Source organism: Neobacillus soli NBRC 102451 (assembly GCF_001591665.1).
In the GTDB taxonomy this organism is placed as follows: Bacteria; Bacillota; Bacilli; order Bacillales; family Cytobacillaceae; genus Neobacillus; species Neobacillus soli.
Window position 1 is genome coordinate 1 of record NZ_BCVI01000091.1, and the last position, 15,021, is coordinate 15,021.

14 protein-coding genes, 1 riboswitch and 1 other annotated feature are annotated in these 15,021 nt (G+C 40.5%); of the genes, 9 read left to right on the plus strand and 5 right to left on the minus strand.

Annotated elements, in window-relative coordinates:
• Positions 1-100 precede the first annotated feature (100 nt).
• Entirely contained in the window at positions 101-1,015 is a 915-nt protein-coding gene (locus tag BSO02S_RS24805) for a nuclease-related domain-containing protein (RefSeq protein WP_066074328.1), read from the minus strand.
• 187 nt (positions 1,016-1,202) lie between these two features.
• On the opposite strand from BSO02S_RS24805, the gene BSO02S_RS24810 reads away from it, so the two are divergent.
• From BSO02S_RS24810 to BSO02S_RS24825, 4 genes are all read left to right on the plus strand, one after another.
• Positions 1,203-2,180 (plus strand): ABC transporter ATP-binding protein, encoded by a 978-nt coding sequence (locus tag BSO02S_RS24810; protein ID WP_174524271.1) that lies wholly within the window; start codon positions 1,203-1,205, stop codon positions 2,178-2,180.
• On the plus strand, positions 2,177-2,980 hold the full coding sequence (locus BSO02S_RS24815; RefSeq protein WP_066074333.1) for an ABC transporter permease: 804 nt from the start codon (positions 2,177-2,179) through the stop codon (positions 2,978-2,980). Before BSO02S_RS24810 ends, BSO02S_RS24815 begins: the two co-directional genes overlap by 4 nt.
• Positions 2,981-2,986: 6 nt before the next feature.
• Positions 2,987-3,769, plus strand: a complete 783-nt coding sequence (locus tag BSO02S_RS24820; protein WP_174524272.1) for an ABC transporter permease — start codon at positions 2,987-2,989, stop codon at positions 3,767-3,769.
• Positions 3,770-4,119: 350 nt separating this feature from the next.
• Positions 4,120-4,692: a TetR/AcrR family transcriptional regulator gene (locus tag BSO02S_RS24825; RefSeq protein ID WP_066074336.1), complete on the plus strand. Its 573-nt coding sequence runs from the start codon at positions 4,120-4,122 to the stop codon at positions 4,690-4,692.
• A 33-nt stretch (positions 4,693-4,725) separates the two neighbouring features.
• On the opposite strand, the gene BSO02S_RS24830 is transcribed toward BSO02S_RS24825, so the two are convergent.
• Together BSO02S_RS24830 and BSO02S_RS24835 are read right to left on the minus strand one after the other, a co-directional pair.
• Positions 4,726-4,977 carry a hypothetical protein gene (locus tag BSO02S_RS24830; RefSeq protein WP_066074339.1) on the minus strand — a complete coding sequence of 84 codons (252 nt, stop codon included), beginning with the start codon at positions 4,975-4,977 and terminating at the stop codon, positions 4,726-4,728.
• Positions 4,978-5,398: 421 nt separating this feature from the next.
• Positions 5,399-5,653, minus strand: coding sequence for an alpha/beta-type small acid-soluble spore protein (locus BSO02S_RS24835; protein ID WP_066074343.1), 255 nt, complete (start codon positions 5,651-5,653; stop codon positions 5,399-5,401).
• 105 nt (positions 5,654-5,758) lie between these two features.
• Positions 5,759-5,973 (plus strand) — a binding site (T-box leader).
• A gap of 86 nt (positions 5,974-6,059) precedes the next feature.
• Between BSO02S_RS24835 and argS the strand changes: the two genes are divergently transcribed.
• The 5 genes from argS to BSO02S_RS24860 all read left to right on the plus strand — a co-directional run bounded on the left by argS (position 6,060) and on the right by BSO02S_RS24860 (position 12,539).
• Positions 6,060-7,754, plus strand: coding sequence for an arginine--tRNA ligase (gene argS / locus BSO02S_RS24840; RefSeq protein WP_066074346.1), 1,695 nt, complete (start codon positions 6,060-6,062; stop codon positions 7,752-7,754).
• A gap of 73 nt (positions 7,755-7,827) precedes the next feature.
• On the plus strand, positions 7,828-8,295 hold the full coding sequence (locus tag BSO02S_RS24845) for a DinB family protein (protein ID WP_066074349.1): 468 nt from the start codon (positions 7,828-7,830) through the stop codon (positions 8,293-8,295).
• Between the two features lie 452 nt (positions 8,296-8,747).
• Entirely contained in the window at positions 8,748-9,929 is a 1,182-nt protein-coding gene (locus BSO02S_RS24850; protein ID WP_066074355.1) for a NupC/NupG family nucleoside CNT transporter, read from the plus strand.
• A gap of 146 nt (positions 9,930-10,075) precedes the next feature.
• Positions 10,076-11,902: a potassium transporter KimA gene (gene kimA / locus BSO02S_RS24855; protein ID WP_066074358.1), complete on the plus strand. Its 1,827-nt coding sequence runs from the start codon at positions 10,076-10,078 to the stop codon at positions 11,900-11,902.
• A 56-nt stretch (positions 11,903-11,958) separates the two neighbouring features.
• Positions 11,959-12,076, plus strand: a riboswitch (guanidine-I (ykkC/yxkD leader).
• Between the two features lie 70 nt (positions 12,077-12,146).
• Positions 12,147-12,539 (plus strand): hypothetical protein, encoded by a 393-nt coding sequence (locus BSO02S_RS24860; RefSeq protein ID WP_066074362.1) that lies wholly within the window; start codon positions 12,147-12,149, stop codon positions 12,537-12,539.
• A gap of 140 nt (positions 12,540-12,679) precedes the next feature.
• Here BSO02S_RS24860 and uptA read toward each other — a convergent pair whose 3' ends face one another.
• On the minus strand, positions 12,680-13,273 hold the full coding sequence (uptA, locus tag BSO02S_RS24865) for an undecaprenyl phosphate transporter UptA (protein ID WP_096190923.1): 594 nt from the start codon (positions 13,271-13,273) through the stop codon (positions 12,680-12,682).
• 190 nt (positions 13,274-13,463) lie between these two features.
• The gene (gene mgtE, locus BSO02S_RS24870) at positions 13,464-14,822 is read right to left on the minus strand and encodes a magnesium transporter (RefSeq protein WP_066074369.1); all 1,359 of its coding nucleotides are present in this window, start codon (positions 14,820-14,822) and stop codon (positions 13,464-13,466) included.
• Between the last annotated feature and the right edge of the window lie 199 nt (positions 14,823-15,021).

A 15,021-nucleotide genomic window follows, 5' to 3' on the forward strand; every position in this document is an offset into this window, starting at 1 on the left:
TGTCTTTAATAATGCCCCTTAAGTAAAAAATCGAGTCAATGAACCCCTTCTAAAGAATTAAAAACGGCAAGTATAAAAGTAACTTTAATAAAATCAATTTTCACTCATAGTATGCCCATTGACCAATCCCAACAATTTTAAAATGCCTGTCTAAAATCCTGCTTATCCTCTTTTTAGAATCAACAACCCCACCACACCAATCGTAAATATCGTTCGTAGTAATTTTTTGATTAGGAAATAAAAGCATATATTCCCTCACATTCCGCAAAACAGCAGTTGAAACCAACTCTTCATGCCCACAGTCACCACACACACACTTCTTTCCGTGAACATAAATTGAAAACGAGTTGCATAGCTCACAAATCAACCCTTTTCGCTGCCCCTTGTATTCATACAGGGGGAAGGTTGTATAAGGGTTTTTATCAATATGGAGAGAAATTAATTTGTCAGCCAGAGTCTTGCAGTTTCTATTTAGTTTGGATGGTACCTTATCTAATTTTTCCAAATAGCTCTTTACCTGTGTTGGAAAAATAAAAGGCCTTTCAAGGGGAGCTTGGTATAGGGTGAACATAGGATTGATAAAAACTACTTGGGCCTCAATAGGAAAGTTATATCCTATATTCTGGAGTAATTGACGGAGCAGGGATTCGCTTCGATTCAGCTGATGGAGTGGATTTGTATATTCCTTTTTTGGCCTTTTGTATAATGTGTCCGTGTCTATCTCGTAAAGATAATCACCATCATAATTTTTTACTTCGTAAAAGTGGACAGTATCAGAAACAATAATCAGCGTGTCGATTTGAAACATGGTGTTATTTACCTTAAACAGCAGGTCATTCAAAATATAACATTCACATTGAAGTTTCTCAGTCAATGAATCAAACATGACCTCTCCTTCGTATCCCTTTTTAAGTCTGTAATAATGCTGTATGTCTTTTTCAGACAAAGTCATTCGTGTGTCTAACAACCTCAAGATCATTAATTCTTCAGATTCAGTACGAGGTTTATAAGCCATATGCCACATCCTTTCTTGATAACTCCAAGTCTATTTTATAAAAAAATCCTTGCTTGGTTGTCCTAAAGGAGTGAACATTTTGTTAACGCCTTTAAAAAGAGGAATATTTAGAAAATTCTTGACACGGTTATATCCACGATGTTATTATTTTCCTCTGCGACTCAAAATGGAAGGGAGGGAAATCGAATTGATTCAGTTAGAGGGAATAAGCAAATCCTACAAGATTGCCAAGCGGTCAACTGGGCTGAGGCAGGCAGCGAAGTCTTTATTTTACCGGGAACATACAATAATAGATGCCCTAAAGGACATCTCTTTTTCGATTAAACCTGGGGAAATCGTGGGCTATATCGGTCCAAACGGGGCGGGTAAATCGACAACCATTAAGATTATGAGTGGAATTTTGGTACCTGACACCGGCTCATGCACCATTATGGGATACACACCTTGGAAAGACCGAATCCAATATGTAAAAAATATTGGTGTCGTTTTTGGGCAGCGCTCTCAGCTCTGGTGGGATGTCCCGGTAATGGATTCATTTGAACTGCTAAAAGACATCTACAAGGTCCCGCTACAAGAATACAAAGCTACGATTGACCTTCTCATCGAAACTCTTGAACTACAAGAAATCGTCCAGTCACCCGTCCGGCAATTAAGTTTAGGCCAGCGAATGCGCTCTGAAATCGCTGCTTCTCTTATTCACAACCCCAAGATCCTATTTTTAGATGAACCGACCATCGGGCTTGATGCCGTTTCGAAAATCGCCGTCCGCCAATTTATCAAAACAATTAACAAGGAAAAAGGGGTTACCGTCATCCTCACCACACACGACATGAATGATATTGAGTCATTAGCGGACAGAGTGATTTTAATTGGCAAGGGCAGCTTATTATACGATGGACATTTAGAGAAATTACGGAAGCGGTTTGGCACCCATAAAACTATTACAGCAGATTATGGAAAAAATACAATCCCCATCCAAATTCCCGGGACCTCCATACTTTCATGGTCACCGGAACGAGTAATATTAAGCTTCGATCCAGACCAGACAAAAACCTCGGAGGTCATTACCCATTTATCCGACCAAGTGAAACTTTTAGATGTAACGGTGGAATCACAGCCAATTGAAGACATTATCGTTCAGCTTTATAAGGAGTACAAAATATGAAGGTGTATGGATCGGTTTTGAAGCTGCGGCTTTCAATGGGCATGCAATACCGCGCTGCGGCACTTGCTGGGGTGGCAACGCAATTTTTCTGGGGATTTATTACGATTATGGTATTTGAGGCATTTTATGAATACGCTGTCCAAACTCCGCCTATTTCATTAAGGGAAATCATCTCTTACATATGGCTGCAGCAGGCCTTTTTAGTTTTCATAACGATGTGGTTTCGGGATAATGAACTGTTTGAGTTAATTACGAGCGGGAATATTGCTTATGAGCTGTGTCGTCCGTGCGAACTTTATGGATTTTGGTATGCGAAGCTTCTAGCGCAGAGGTTATCAAGTGCCATATTGCGCTGCTTTCCAATTTTATTCGTCTCCTTTCTTTTGCCTAAACCCTACAACATGACGTTACCACCTAGTTTAACTACCTTTCTATTATTTTTATCTGCCTTACTTCTAGGGTTATTTCTTTTAGTAGCCATCTCGATGTTCTTATATATATCCGTATTTATTACCATGTCACCGGCAGGGTCCTTGCTAGTATTCTCTATTCTAGGTGAATTCTTTGCCGGGTTAATCATACCAGTTCCCTTGATGCCAACGTGGCTGCAAAAAATAGCGAATGTGCTTCCATTTCGCTGGACGGCGGATTTCCCGTTTCGCGTCTATTCGGGGCATATTCCACAGAATGAAGCCATGATTGGAATCCTCATCCAGCTAGGATATTTGCTTGTTCTCGTTTTATTAGGCCGCTTCGCCCTTAATCGGGTCATAAGAAAAGTCGTTGTCCAGGGAGGGTGATTCACATTGAGGCTCTATTATAAGTATCTGCTAATTTTGTTTAAATCCCAAATGCAATACCGGACCTCTTTTTGGCTCCTCTCGGTGGGTCAGTTTTTTATTCCATTAACTATTTTTGCCGGCCTGTATCTTTTATTTGAACGGTTTGGGCAAATAAAGGGCTGGCAATTCTTCGAGGTGGCGCTTTGTTTCGCAATCATACATATGGCCTTCAGCTTAAGCGAGTGTTTCGCCCGCGGGTTTGATCAGTTTTCGAGTCTCGTCATTAAAGGGGAATTTGATCGATTGCTGGTTCGGCCAAGAAGCACGTTTGTACAGGTCCTCGGCTCGAAATTTGAGTTTATTAAATTTGGCCGGCTGCTGCAAAGTATCATTGTTTTAGTTTGGGCCTTGAGCAATCTTCCCATCGAATGGACTTCAATAAAAGCAATCACCCTTATGTTGATGATTGTTAGCGGTGTTCTGATTTTTACAGGAATCTATATGCTTGCGGCAACAATGTGTTTTTGGACGGTCCAAGGCCTTGAAGTGGCTAACATATTTACTGATGGAGGCCGGGAGATGGCACAATACCCATTAAATATTTATCAAAAATGGGTTGCCCGTTTTTTTACCTATGTTATTCCTTTTGGGACAGTAAACTATCTGCCGTTAATGTATATTCTCGGCAAAACGCAGGGGAATGGCATCATTTATCTGCTGACACCCATTGCGGGCGGTCTGTTTATCCTCCCGTGTTTTCTATTCTGGCAATTTGGTGTCAGGCACTATCGCTCGACAGGGTCATAAATTACTAACTAGGCGGTTTTAAATTTAACCAAACGTTTAATTAGTATAGCGGATTACGTTAGTTGGGATGAAGCTGTTTAAGTGACGCTATTGAAGGAGAAATCATTAGCATGTCTCCGTCGCGAGCACCAAAACACCAAAATGTATGTAAACTATTTGTTCAAAAATCAGTGTAACGGAGAGACGCTTAATTGATTATTCAGTAAAACATGACTGTTTTATAGTCATGTTTTTTTGTCAATTTGCCAACAATCTACCAAATAAATTTGAAACCAATACCAAGCTATGCTATAGTGAAATTATATTAAAGTGACCAAAAAACCAAAATGGTCAAAAAGGGGAAGGTCTGAATGGCAACCGATAGAAGAAAGATGATTGTAGAGGCGGCCACGAAGTCTTTTTCGTTGTTCGGCTATAAAGCGACCACAATGGACCAAGTCGCAAAGCTTGCCAATGTAGGAAAAGGAACCATTTATACCTTTTTTAAAAATAAAGAAGAATTATTTGAAGAGATTATTTCCTCGCTGGTGAAGGAGATGATTGCCGAGGCGGATGCGGCAATCCAGCCGGATTTACCATTTACCGAAAATGTCCATCATGCCCTCTACCGTTTGTTAGCATTTCGCTCCCAGCACCAGTTGATGATTAAGTTGGTTCAAGAAGAGGCGGAAATGGGAACATTGGCGGTTTCGGAAATGCTTCAGCATGTGGAGGATAAGATTATTGCGTACTTGAAGCAAAAGATTGAAGCAGCCATTGCTAAGGGAGCAATCCCGGAGGCAAATGCAGAAATCACTAGTTTTCTCCTGTTAAAAATGTACATCGCGCTTGTTTCCGATTGGGAAAGAAATCATGAGCCGTTGAGTTCGGAGCAAATTGCCGAAGTCATGAAGGTGTTTTTGTTAAAAGGATTATCGTTATGAAATAAAAAGACTTGTGTAAACAACCACACAAGTCTAAAATCCTTTTGAAGATTCAGCCATCTCCGCTTTCCCTTTAGCGGCGACAGTGTATTCCTCCATTAAGCATAGAAAAGTCCCAAACAAGAACAGAACGACTGATGCCGCGGTTAATCCAATACCTATGCCCAATAGGTTATTGTAACCGTATCCAAGGAGACTGAAAATAAGAATAATGATTCCAAATCCACCTCCGTAGGCGGCGGCTGTTTTAAAGGGTTGTAAATTCCTTAAATGCTCTTTTTGCATGATCATCCACTCCTTTGTTACTGAATATTCTATCAATTGACACAAAATTGTCAAACTTTTTTTAAAATAAGCCTTGCTGTTTTGATATTAAAGCTAAGGGAGGATTTTTGTAGTGGGTAAATCATGTACTATGAAGGCTATTAAAGACATTTTGGTCGGTAAGACAGGGAGTTTTGTCTTTAAGGAAGGCTATTAAAGACATTTTGGTCGGTAAGACAGGGAGTTTTGTCTTTAAGGAGGGCTATTAAAGACATTTTGGCCCATGAGACAGTGGTTTTTGTCCTTAAGGAGGGCAATTAAAGACATTTTTGTCGGTAAGATAGCGGCTTTTGTCTTTAAGGACCTCAATTAAAGACATTTTGACCAATGAAATAGCAGCTTTTGTCCTTAAGGAGGGACCTACAAAAATAGGCCCCAGAGGTTACTGTTTTTTAGCTATGTTTTCCTGCGCCATTTTGACAAGCTCGCGAACCATGCTGCCGCCCAGCCTGCCGCCGACTTTTCCAGCCTGCTCCGACGTAAGCCGTCCGTTGTAGCCTTTTTTCAGAGGGACACCAACCTCTTCAGCTGCCTCAAATTTCGCTTCTTCAGGGCTCCTGGCATGTGCAACCTTTGCCTTTAACGCATCTAATCCACTTCTTGCCTCTGGAACGAGGATTTTATTTTTTCTAGCCACAAAAATCACTCCTTTTAAGCATAGGTTCTCCTGAAAGAAAAAAATAATCATCTGTCACTGGAAAAATCCTTTCCTTTCCAGTATAATAACTGATAATTAATTCAGAAAAATTCAATGAAAAAGAGAGTAATTATCTTGAATGTTGAAGCGAGTCAGGGATGGTGGGAGCCTGATACGGATCAGATAATGAAGCGCACTTTTGAGATGCTTACCTGAACCTTAGTAGGGTATGCCGGAGAATCCTCCGTTACAAAAGGAAAGATGGTTCTTATTGAACAATTTGAGTGGTACCGCGGGATAATCAAACTCTCGTCTCTTTTATAGAGGCGGGAGTTTTTTGCTTTTTATAGAAAAGGGGCGTCACACCGCAAAATTAGTTTTTTAGAAAAAAAGGAGGTCAATAAGAATGAATTTTAAAAAGGACCTTGCAGCGATTCTTTTTGAATTACTAGACCAGGAAATTTCAGCAACTGAACTGGAACTAATGATTGAAAAACCAAAAAATCAGGAACTTGGGGATTTAGCCTTTCCCTGTTTTACATTGGCAAAGCTGAAAAGAAAATCACCCAATTTGATTGCCCAAGAACTGAGTGAAAAGCTTCATTCACCAACATTTGAGAAGGTGGAAGTGGTTGGTGCCTATTTAAATATCTTTTTAAACAAAAAGACAGTATCGGAAGAAGTGGTTATTGAAATTCTTCAACAACAGGAAAAATACGGCGCTCTCGAGTTTGGAAAGGGCGGCCAGGTAACAATTGATATGTCCTCGCCAAACATCGCCAAGCCTTTTTCGATGGGACATTTGCGTTCTACCGTTATTGGGAATTCAATCGCACTCATTGTTGAAAAATGCGGCTATCAGCCTATTAAGATTAACCATCTTGGCGACTGGGGAACACAGTTTGGAAAACTGATTACCTCCTACCAGCTTTGGGGAGATGTGGAGAAGGTCAAGCAAAATCCGATTAAAGAATTATTGACCCTTTATATCAAATTCCACGAAGAGGCGGAAACGAATCCATCCCTGGAAGATCAGGGACGCAGCTGGTTTAAAAAGCTTGAGGATGGGGACGAACAGGCGTTATCATTGTGGCAATGGTTCCGTGATGAATCCTTAAAAGAGTTTTCAAGAATTTATGAGTTGTTGAACGTCGAATTTGACTCCTTGGCGGGCGAAGCTTTTTATAATGACAAAATGGATCGGATTGTTCAGCTTCTGGAAGAAAAACAATTGCTGGTTGAATCCAATCAGGCGCAGGTAGTTGAATTAACTGAAGAACAACTTCCACCGTGTTTAATAAAGAAATCCGATGGCGCAACACTTTACGCCACTCGTGATTTAGCAGCCGCACTTTACAGAAAAGAAAACTATAACTTTGCCCTATCCTTATACGTGGTTGGACATGAACAAAGTCTTCATTTTAAACAGTTAATCGCCGTTTTAGAAAAAATGGGCTTTGACTGGGCACAAAAAATGCACCATATTCCCTTTGGAATGATGTTAAAAGACGGCAAGAAAATGTCGACACGAAAAGGGAAGGTTGTTTTATTAGAAGAGGTATTAACTGAGTCGATTGCAATGGCTAGTCACAGTATCGAAGAAAAAAATCCAAACCTTGCCAATAAAGCAGAAGTGGCTAAACAAGTGGGTGTTGGTGCGGTGATTTTCCACGACTTAAAGAACAATCGCATGAATGACATTGAATTTTCATTAGAAGATATGCTCCGCTTTGAAGGGGAAACAGGCCCATACGTCCAATATTCGTATGCAAGAGCGTGTTCTATTTTAAGAAAAGCGAATTGGGATTCTGAATTACAAACGGCCGCATATAATAATGCTTGGGACAAAGAATGGAAAGTTGTCAGTGTGCTAATGGAATTTTCCCATTCGATTAAAAGAGCATGCGAAAACTTTGATCCTTCCCAGGTAGCGAAATATGTAGTTGATCTTGCCCAAGCCTTTAATAAATACTATGCCGAGGTAAAAATCCTGGAGGAAAACGCTGAACAACAATCGCGGTTAGCACTTGTTGACTCCGTTACTGTGGTTCTAAAAGAAGGTTTGCGCTTATTAGGATTAGAAGCTCCTAAGGAAATGTAAGTCTAATTATTTCGATAATTGGCTAATCATGGTATAGAATAAAGCTAGGCAAACGAAAGGGAGGTAAAATCAGATGAGCGAATTATTATTTAAGGGCTTTGAGTTAACAAGGGGGCGCCTTATTAAAACAGTGGAGGCATTCGAAGAGGGCACCACTGAGGTTCGACCAGAAGGGTTTAACAATACGATTCACTGGCATGTGGGTCATGTGTTGACTGTCGCTGAGCAATTTATGTTTGGTTTTCCGAAAAAGTCAACCAGTTTACCGACAAACTATATGGAGTTATTTGCAACGGGGACTAAACCAGCTGATTGGCAAGGTGACGTTCCATCCGTTCAGGAATTACTTGACCAGTTACAAGATCAAATCAAACGAATTAAGGAGCTTCCGGCGGAAGGTTTTACTATGAAGCTGCAAACGCCATTCCTAGGTCAAGAAACCTTTGGCGAACTCGCTAACTTTGCCATCTTCCATGAAACCCTTCATCTAGGACAAATGCAGGCAATGAAGCGTGTGATTGAAGCAGCTCAAGCAAAATAATCATCTTTGTTTGGGAAAGGGGCGGAGCTTCGCAAAAGCGAATTTATTTATCCAATTTGAGCGTAAGAATACATTCCTCACAATGAATTAGGAAAGGCTCAGCTTAGCTCACACCACCTTTATTAGGTAAAGAAGTTTAGTTCCCTGGATTTATTTTAATGTATAAAGTGGTATGGAACGCCCTATTGATTTTAAAGCATGGAGACTACAAGTCTTCATGTTTTTTTTATGGAAACTTACGCTAAATCGAGGTTAATCCACCGCTCAAGGGGGAAGATAAATTAGAAAAGTAACGAAAGACTGAATAGTATTACTTTATTCGAATGAATTGACACATATCTATTCCAATTTTATAATCAAGTTTATGTTTGAAAACGCTGTCGATTTTTGTCGAAAAAAATACATCCGCTTACATAGCAGAATGGACAACTTAGAAAAAGGAGAGAATCAGTTTGAAATATGTTTTATTTTTAGCAGCGCTCGTTATTATTTTTTTGCTAGCCTATATTGCAAGTTACAATAAAAAAGGAGTAAAGCTAAGGCCAATTATCACTATGCTCGTCCTGCAGCTCGTCTTAGCCTTTTTGCTTTTAAACACAGAAGTAGGACTTGTGATCATAAAAGGCATATCCAGTTTGTTTGAACATATTTTAAATTATGGCGCTGAGGGAATTAATTTTGTTTTTGGTGGAATCGCCAACAAGGGACAAGCACCGTTTTTCCTTAATGTTCTAATGCCGATTGTTTTTATTTCTGTATTGATTGGGATCGCCCAGCATATAAAAGTTCTTCCTTTCATTATTCGCTACCTAGGTTTAATCTTAAGCAAGATTAATGGACTTGGGAAGTTAGAGTCCTATAATGCTGTGGCCTCAGCTGTTTTTGGCCAGTCTGAAGTTTTTATTTCAGTAAAAAAACAGCTTCCCTACCTTCCGAAACATCGTCTTTATACATTGTGTACGTCAGCGATGTCAACCGTTTCAGCCTCCATCTTAGGGGCCTATATGACAATGATTGAACCCAAGTATGTAGTTACGGCACTTGTACTGAATCTTTTTGGTGGATTTATCATTTCTAATATCATTAATCCGTATGAAGTGAGTGAGGAAGAGGATATTATTGATTTCAACGAAGAAGAAAAACAAACGTTTTTTGAAATGCTTGGCGAGTATATTTTAGATGGCTTCAAAGTGGCCATCATTGTCGGTGCCATGCTCATTGGATTTGTGGCCTTAATTAGTATGATTAACCATATTTTTGCAGGCATTTTCGGAATCAGCTTCCAGATGGCGCTTGGCTATGTGTTTGCACCATTTGCCTTTATCGTTGGGGTGCCCGGGTCGGAAGTGGTCAGAGCAGGAACGATTATGGCGACGAAGTTGTTATCTAATGAGTTTGTTGCAATGATTGATTTAGGAAAAATTTCGCATTCACTATCAAGCCGTACCGTTGGAATCATTTCTGTCTTTCTTGTTTCCTTCGCTAACTTTTCGTCAATTGGAATTGTAACCGGAGCGGTGAAAGGTCTGAATGAGCAGAAAGGCAATCTTGTTGCAAAATTCGGGCTTAAATTACTCTATGGTGCCACACTAGTTAGCTTGCTAACAGCAACGATAACCGGTTTGATGCTCTAATCTAATAGAAAAAGGCTGCATGTTAGATCTACATTGATCAAGCGATGCAGCCTTTTTAAAATTCAATAATAAAATCCTTCATTTTAATGACCATGATGTGATAAAATCAATCGGTAATTCTACTTCAAATTTGGTGGGTGAATCCCTTGTTCTCTTCTTTTAAGAGATTGTTAATTGGCCGGCCATTAAAATCGGCAGCCTTAGGCGAACAAAAGTTAAACATCTTTAAGGCTTTAGCAATTCTGTCTTCTGATGCCTTATCATCAGTGGCATACGGAACAGAACAAATTCTTCTTGTGTTAGCAACGATAAGTGTTATCGCCTATTGGTACTCAGTGCCCATTGCGGTTGGAGTATTATTTCTGTTAGCAGCACTAATATTGTCTTATCGGCAAATTATCTATTCGTACCCTCAAGGCGGAGGGGCCTATCTAGTTTCGAAGGAGAACATCGGTGAGAAGGCAGGCTTAATTGCCGGTGGGTCCTTATTGGTTGATTACATTTTGACAGTCGCTGTTAGTGTATCAGCGGGGACGGCTGCAATTACTTCAGCCATTCCATCACTTCATCAACATACAGTTTCCATTGCGGTCATTTTGGTCATCTTGATCACGATTTTAAATCTACGCGGATTAACCGAATCAGCGACGATTCTAGCCTATCCCGTCTATTTATTTGTCCTTGCTCTGTTTGTGTTAATTGGCGTGGGTATTTTTAAAATAGTAACAGGGAATGTTTCAGCGGCCGTTCAGCATGCGCCGATTGGAACTCCTGTCCAGGGGATCACCTTATTCCTGCTGCTTCGTGCCTTTGCCTCAGGCTGCTCGGCGTTAACGGGGGTAGAAGCCATCTCAAATGCAATACCCAATTTCAAAGACCCGGCACCAAAGAACGCAGCGCGAACGCTAGTCCTAATGGGTACACTGCTGGCATTATTATTTACCGGAATTACGTTCCTGGCTTATTATTACGGCATTTCACCCAAGCACGACGAAACGGTCGTTTCGCAAATCGCCAGAGAAACCTTCGGACGCAATTATCTTTACTTCTTTGTCCAAGGAACGACGGCACTTATTTTGGTTTTGGCGGCCAATACCGGCTACTCTGCTTTTCCATTATTAGCGTTTAGTCTTGCGAAGGATAAGTATATGCCAAGAATGTTTACGATTAGGGGAGACCGTCTTGGCTATTCGAACGGAATTGTATCCTTAGGGATCGCATCCATCGTGCTCATTATTGTCTCGCAAGGTAAAACGGAGCATTTAATCCCACTTTATGCGGTGGGTGTGTTTATCCCTTTCACCTTGTCGCAAACGGGGATGATTATTAAGTGGGTCCGTGAAAAACCTGCCGGGTGGATTGCGAAATTAAGTGCCAATTTAATCGGGGCGCTTATAACCTTAACCGTATTAATCATTTTCTTCGTCACAAAATTCAGCCAGGTTTGGTTTGTGGTTATCTTTTTGCCAATACTTGTAATTGCTTTCCGGAGAATTAATGCGCATTATGAAGCGGTTGGGGAACAATTAAGAATTCATCCGGATAAACCAGCGATTCAAATCGAAGGAAATGTTATTATTGTTCCAGTGGCAGGGATTACTAAGGTGGTTGAAAACTCGATTAACTATGCCAAATCGATAACTGACCAGATTTTTGCCGTTTATGTCTCATTTGATCGGGAAGATGAAAAGCACTTTGAGGAAAAATGGGAGAAATGGCAGCCTGATGTCCGGCTTGTTACCCTTCAATCTCACTACCGCAGTGTTCTGCAGCCGTTATCGAAATTTATTGATACAATTGAACATAAGGCAAGCGAGAACAACTACAAAGTGACCGTGTTAATTCCCCAATTTATCACGAAGAAGAGCTGGCATAACATCCTGCACAATCAATCAAGCATATTGATTCGGACATATCTTCTTTATAAAAAGAAAGTAATTGTGGCGACACTGCCTTATCATTTTAAAAAGTAAATTGCGGGAATTCCCTAATGGGTCCTTTTCTGTAAAATAGCAATATAATATCATAAAAAAGGGTTTTCTAGGGTTCCGTGGCTTTAAAGTCAGTCTGGTCCGAGAGAAAGCGCACAGATAATGAACGGTCCGTCCGTATTTCTGTGTACACGGAAGGATAAAAGCCTGGGAGAAAATATCGATTGCCGATACTTCTTCCGGGCTTTTTTATTTTGTAAATACTAATGTAATGAGGGGGATGGATATGGATTTTTTGATAGAAAACAAGTGGACAATCTTAGTGAGTCTTGAAGTGTTGGCATGGTCATCGACGTTCTTCCTGCTATATGCCAGGTATGGTTTGAAATCGAGCTTTTGGTTTAAGGTGGGAACAGTATTATTTGCGGTAACAGGGGTCATTCCACAGGTGTTAATGGGTATCATTAACTTTATTTCGACAAAAAAAGTGGATCTATTTACCTTAATTATTGTCTTACTCATTATATACGGCTTCACCATCGGGAAAAGCCATGTTAAAAAGCTGGATACCTGGGCCCAAGCAAAATTTTCAAACAAAGTAACCACCGCACTTAATATGGGCACTGAAAACCTATCTGAGTGCCCGTGGGCACCCACTTTCACCCTCCACGGGCACTGAAACCTATTTTGAGTGCCCGTGGGCATCCAATTTCACCCTTCGCGGGCACTGAAACCCTATCTGAGTGCCGGTGGGCATCCAATTTCACCCTCCACAGGCACTGAAAGACTGCCGATTTTATGATTTTCAGTGCCATCGACTTAATCGGTGGTTTTCTTTGTTTTTTTGATAATAAAGTAAATGGCGCCTAAAATGAGGGCAGCAATAATGATAGGTAATACATAGGGCTGTGCGTATTCCTTAATATGTGACCAGTTGCTGCCCAACACTTCGCCTAAGTAGAGGAACAGAACCGTCCACGGCAAAATAGCTGCTACCGTGTAAAGCGTAAATTTAGAGGCCGGCATTTTAGCGATACCGGCTGGAATGGAAATAGCATGTCTGACAACGGGAATAAAGCGGGCAGAAAAGATTACTCCAGCGCCATATTTTTTAAACCATGATTCGGCAACATCAATATGGCTTTTTTTAATCAGAACATATTTTCCATATTTCTCTAAAAAAGGACGGCCGCCGTAATAACCCGCCCAATATAAAAACAATTGGGCAATCGTTCCACCGATGGTACCAGCAATGACAGCTCCGAAATAATTGAGATGTCCTTGTGAAATCATATAACCGCCATAGCCTAAGACAATTTCACTTGGGATAATCTCAATCATTAATCCCAAAGCTATCCCAAAATACCCTAACTGTGATAAGAACTCCAAAATAGATTGAATAAAGTCTGCCATAATTCACCTTCACTTATGTACATGATATGTATTTAACACTAACCTAGTTTAATATAGTTTGTCTTATAAAGAAATATATATGGTATTTCCCTAATAAACATTCCCTGTTCATGAAAAAGGCAGTGGGTCCGCTGCCTTTTTGCGAAGAGCAATATACATGACGATTCCCACTAATAAATGTTTCGATTTTTTACATCAGATGCTTTAAAAACATGGTCGCAATCCCGAAGTAGGTGAGTAAGGAAAAAATATCATTTAAGGTGGTGATCAGTGGCCCGGATGCCACGGCAGGGTCAATCTTCAAATGGTATAGAATAAGGGGGATAACGGTCCCTGCAAGTGTACCGATAATAAGGGTGAAGAATAACGAACAGCCGACAACCGCACCTAAAATCAGATTTCCCTGCCATACATAAGCAATAACCGCAATCAGGATGGAACAAGTGATTCCGATGGTAATACCAACACCAAGCTCGCGGATGACTAAGCGAGTAATTACTCCTTTATCAATATCGTGTGAAATTAGGCCACGAACAACGACTGCAAGCGATTGGGTGCCTGTATTCCCTGTCATTCCGGCAATCATCGGCATAAAAAACGCGAGGGCAACGACCTGCTTAAGGGTATCCTCAAAGCTGCTGATGATTCTTCCCGAAATAAGCCCAATGAACAAAAGGAGGATTAACCATGGCAGCCGTCTCGCTGCTGCAACAAACGTTTTTGTTTCGAAATCAATCGATTTCCCTGACGCTGATAACTTTTCAATATCTTCATTTGCTTCCTTAATCACAATGTCGATAATGTCATCGACCGTGATAATGCCGACAAGGACATTGCCTTCATCGACAACCGGGACGGCTAAGAAGTCATACCTTTCTGCTGTTTGGGCGACAACCTCCTGATCGGTTGTAGCAGTTACGGAAATGACGCGTTCATACATAATCGTGCTGATTTTTTCCTCCAATTCAGCTAACAGTAAATCCCGATAGGAGACAACACCAACAAGTTGACGTTTTTCGTCTGTTACGTATAAATAGTTAATGGATTCCGCAAATGCAGCGAAGGTTTTAAACTTATCGACCGCTTCTCTGACAGTAAAATAGTCGCGGATCCACACAAATCGATTGGTCATAAGCCGGCCGGCCGTTTCCGGCGGGTAATTCATGATGCCTTTTACGGCATTAGACTCTTCTGCCTTCATTCCCGATAATAGTGAATCCTTTTTTTCGGGAGATAGTTCGTTTAACAATAACGCCAAATCGTCATTATCCATTAAATCAAGAACTTTACCGGACTTCTCGATGCCAAGAATGTTTAATAAGCCGAGCTGATCTTCCTTGTCTAGCTCCTCCATTAGGTCAGCGAGGGCGTCAAATTTTAAAAATAATAGAAATCTCCCTTTATGTTTTTCCGGTAAATCCTCGTAAATTTTAGCAACATCATAGGGCTGTAGTTCTTCGAGTATCATTTCAAATTCAGTCTTTTTATTTTCCTTTAAAGTTTTAATAATATAAAGACTTATTTCATCCTGAGTCATATCTTTAATCATTCCGATTCACGCTCCTTTCCTCGGGTGCGTTGCTGCTGTGTGTTGACTAAAGTATATAGATGAAATGTGATAGAAAACAAATAATAGCTATTAAGAGGTAAAAATAGTATATGTAATTATAAAAAGAAAATAGCTTCTTTCTTAATAGGTAAGTAGGTATATTAGTTTATACTTTGAGAAATGTCCAGCTCCAGCGCCC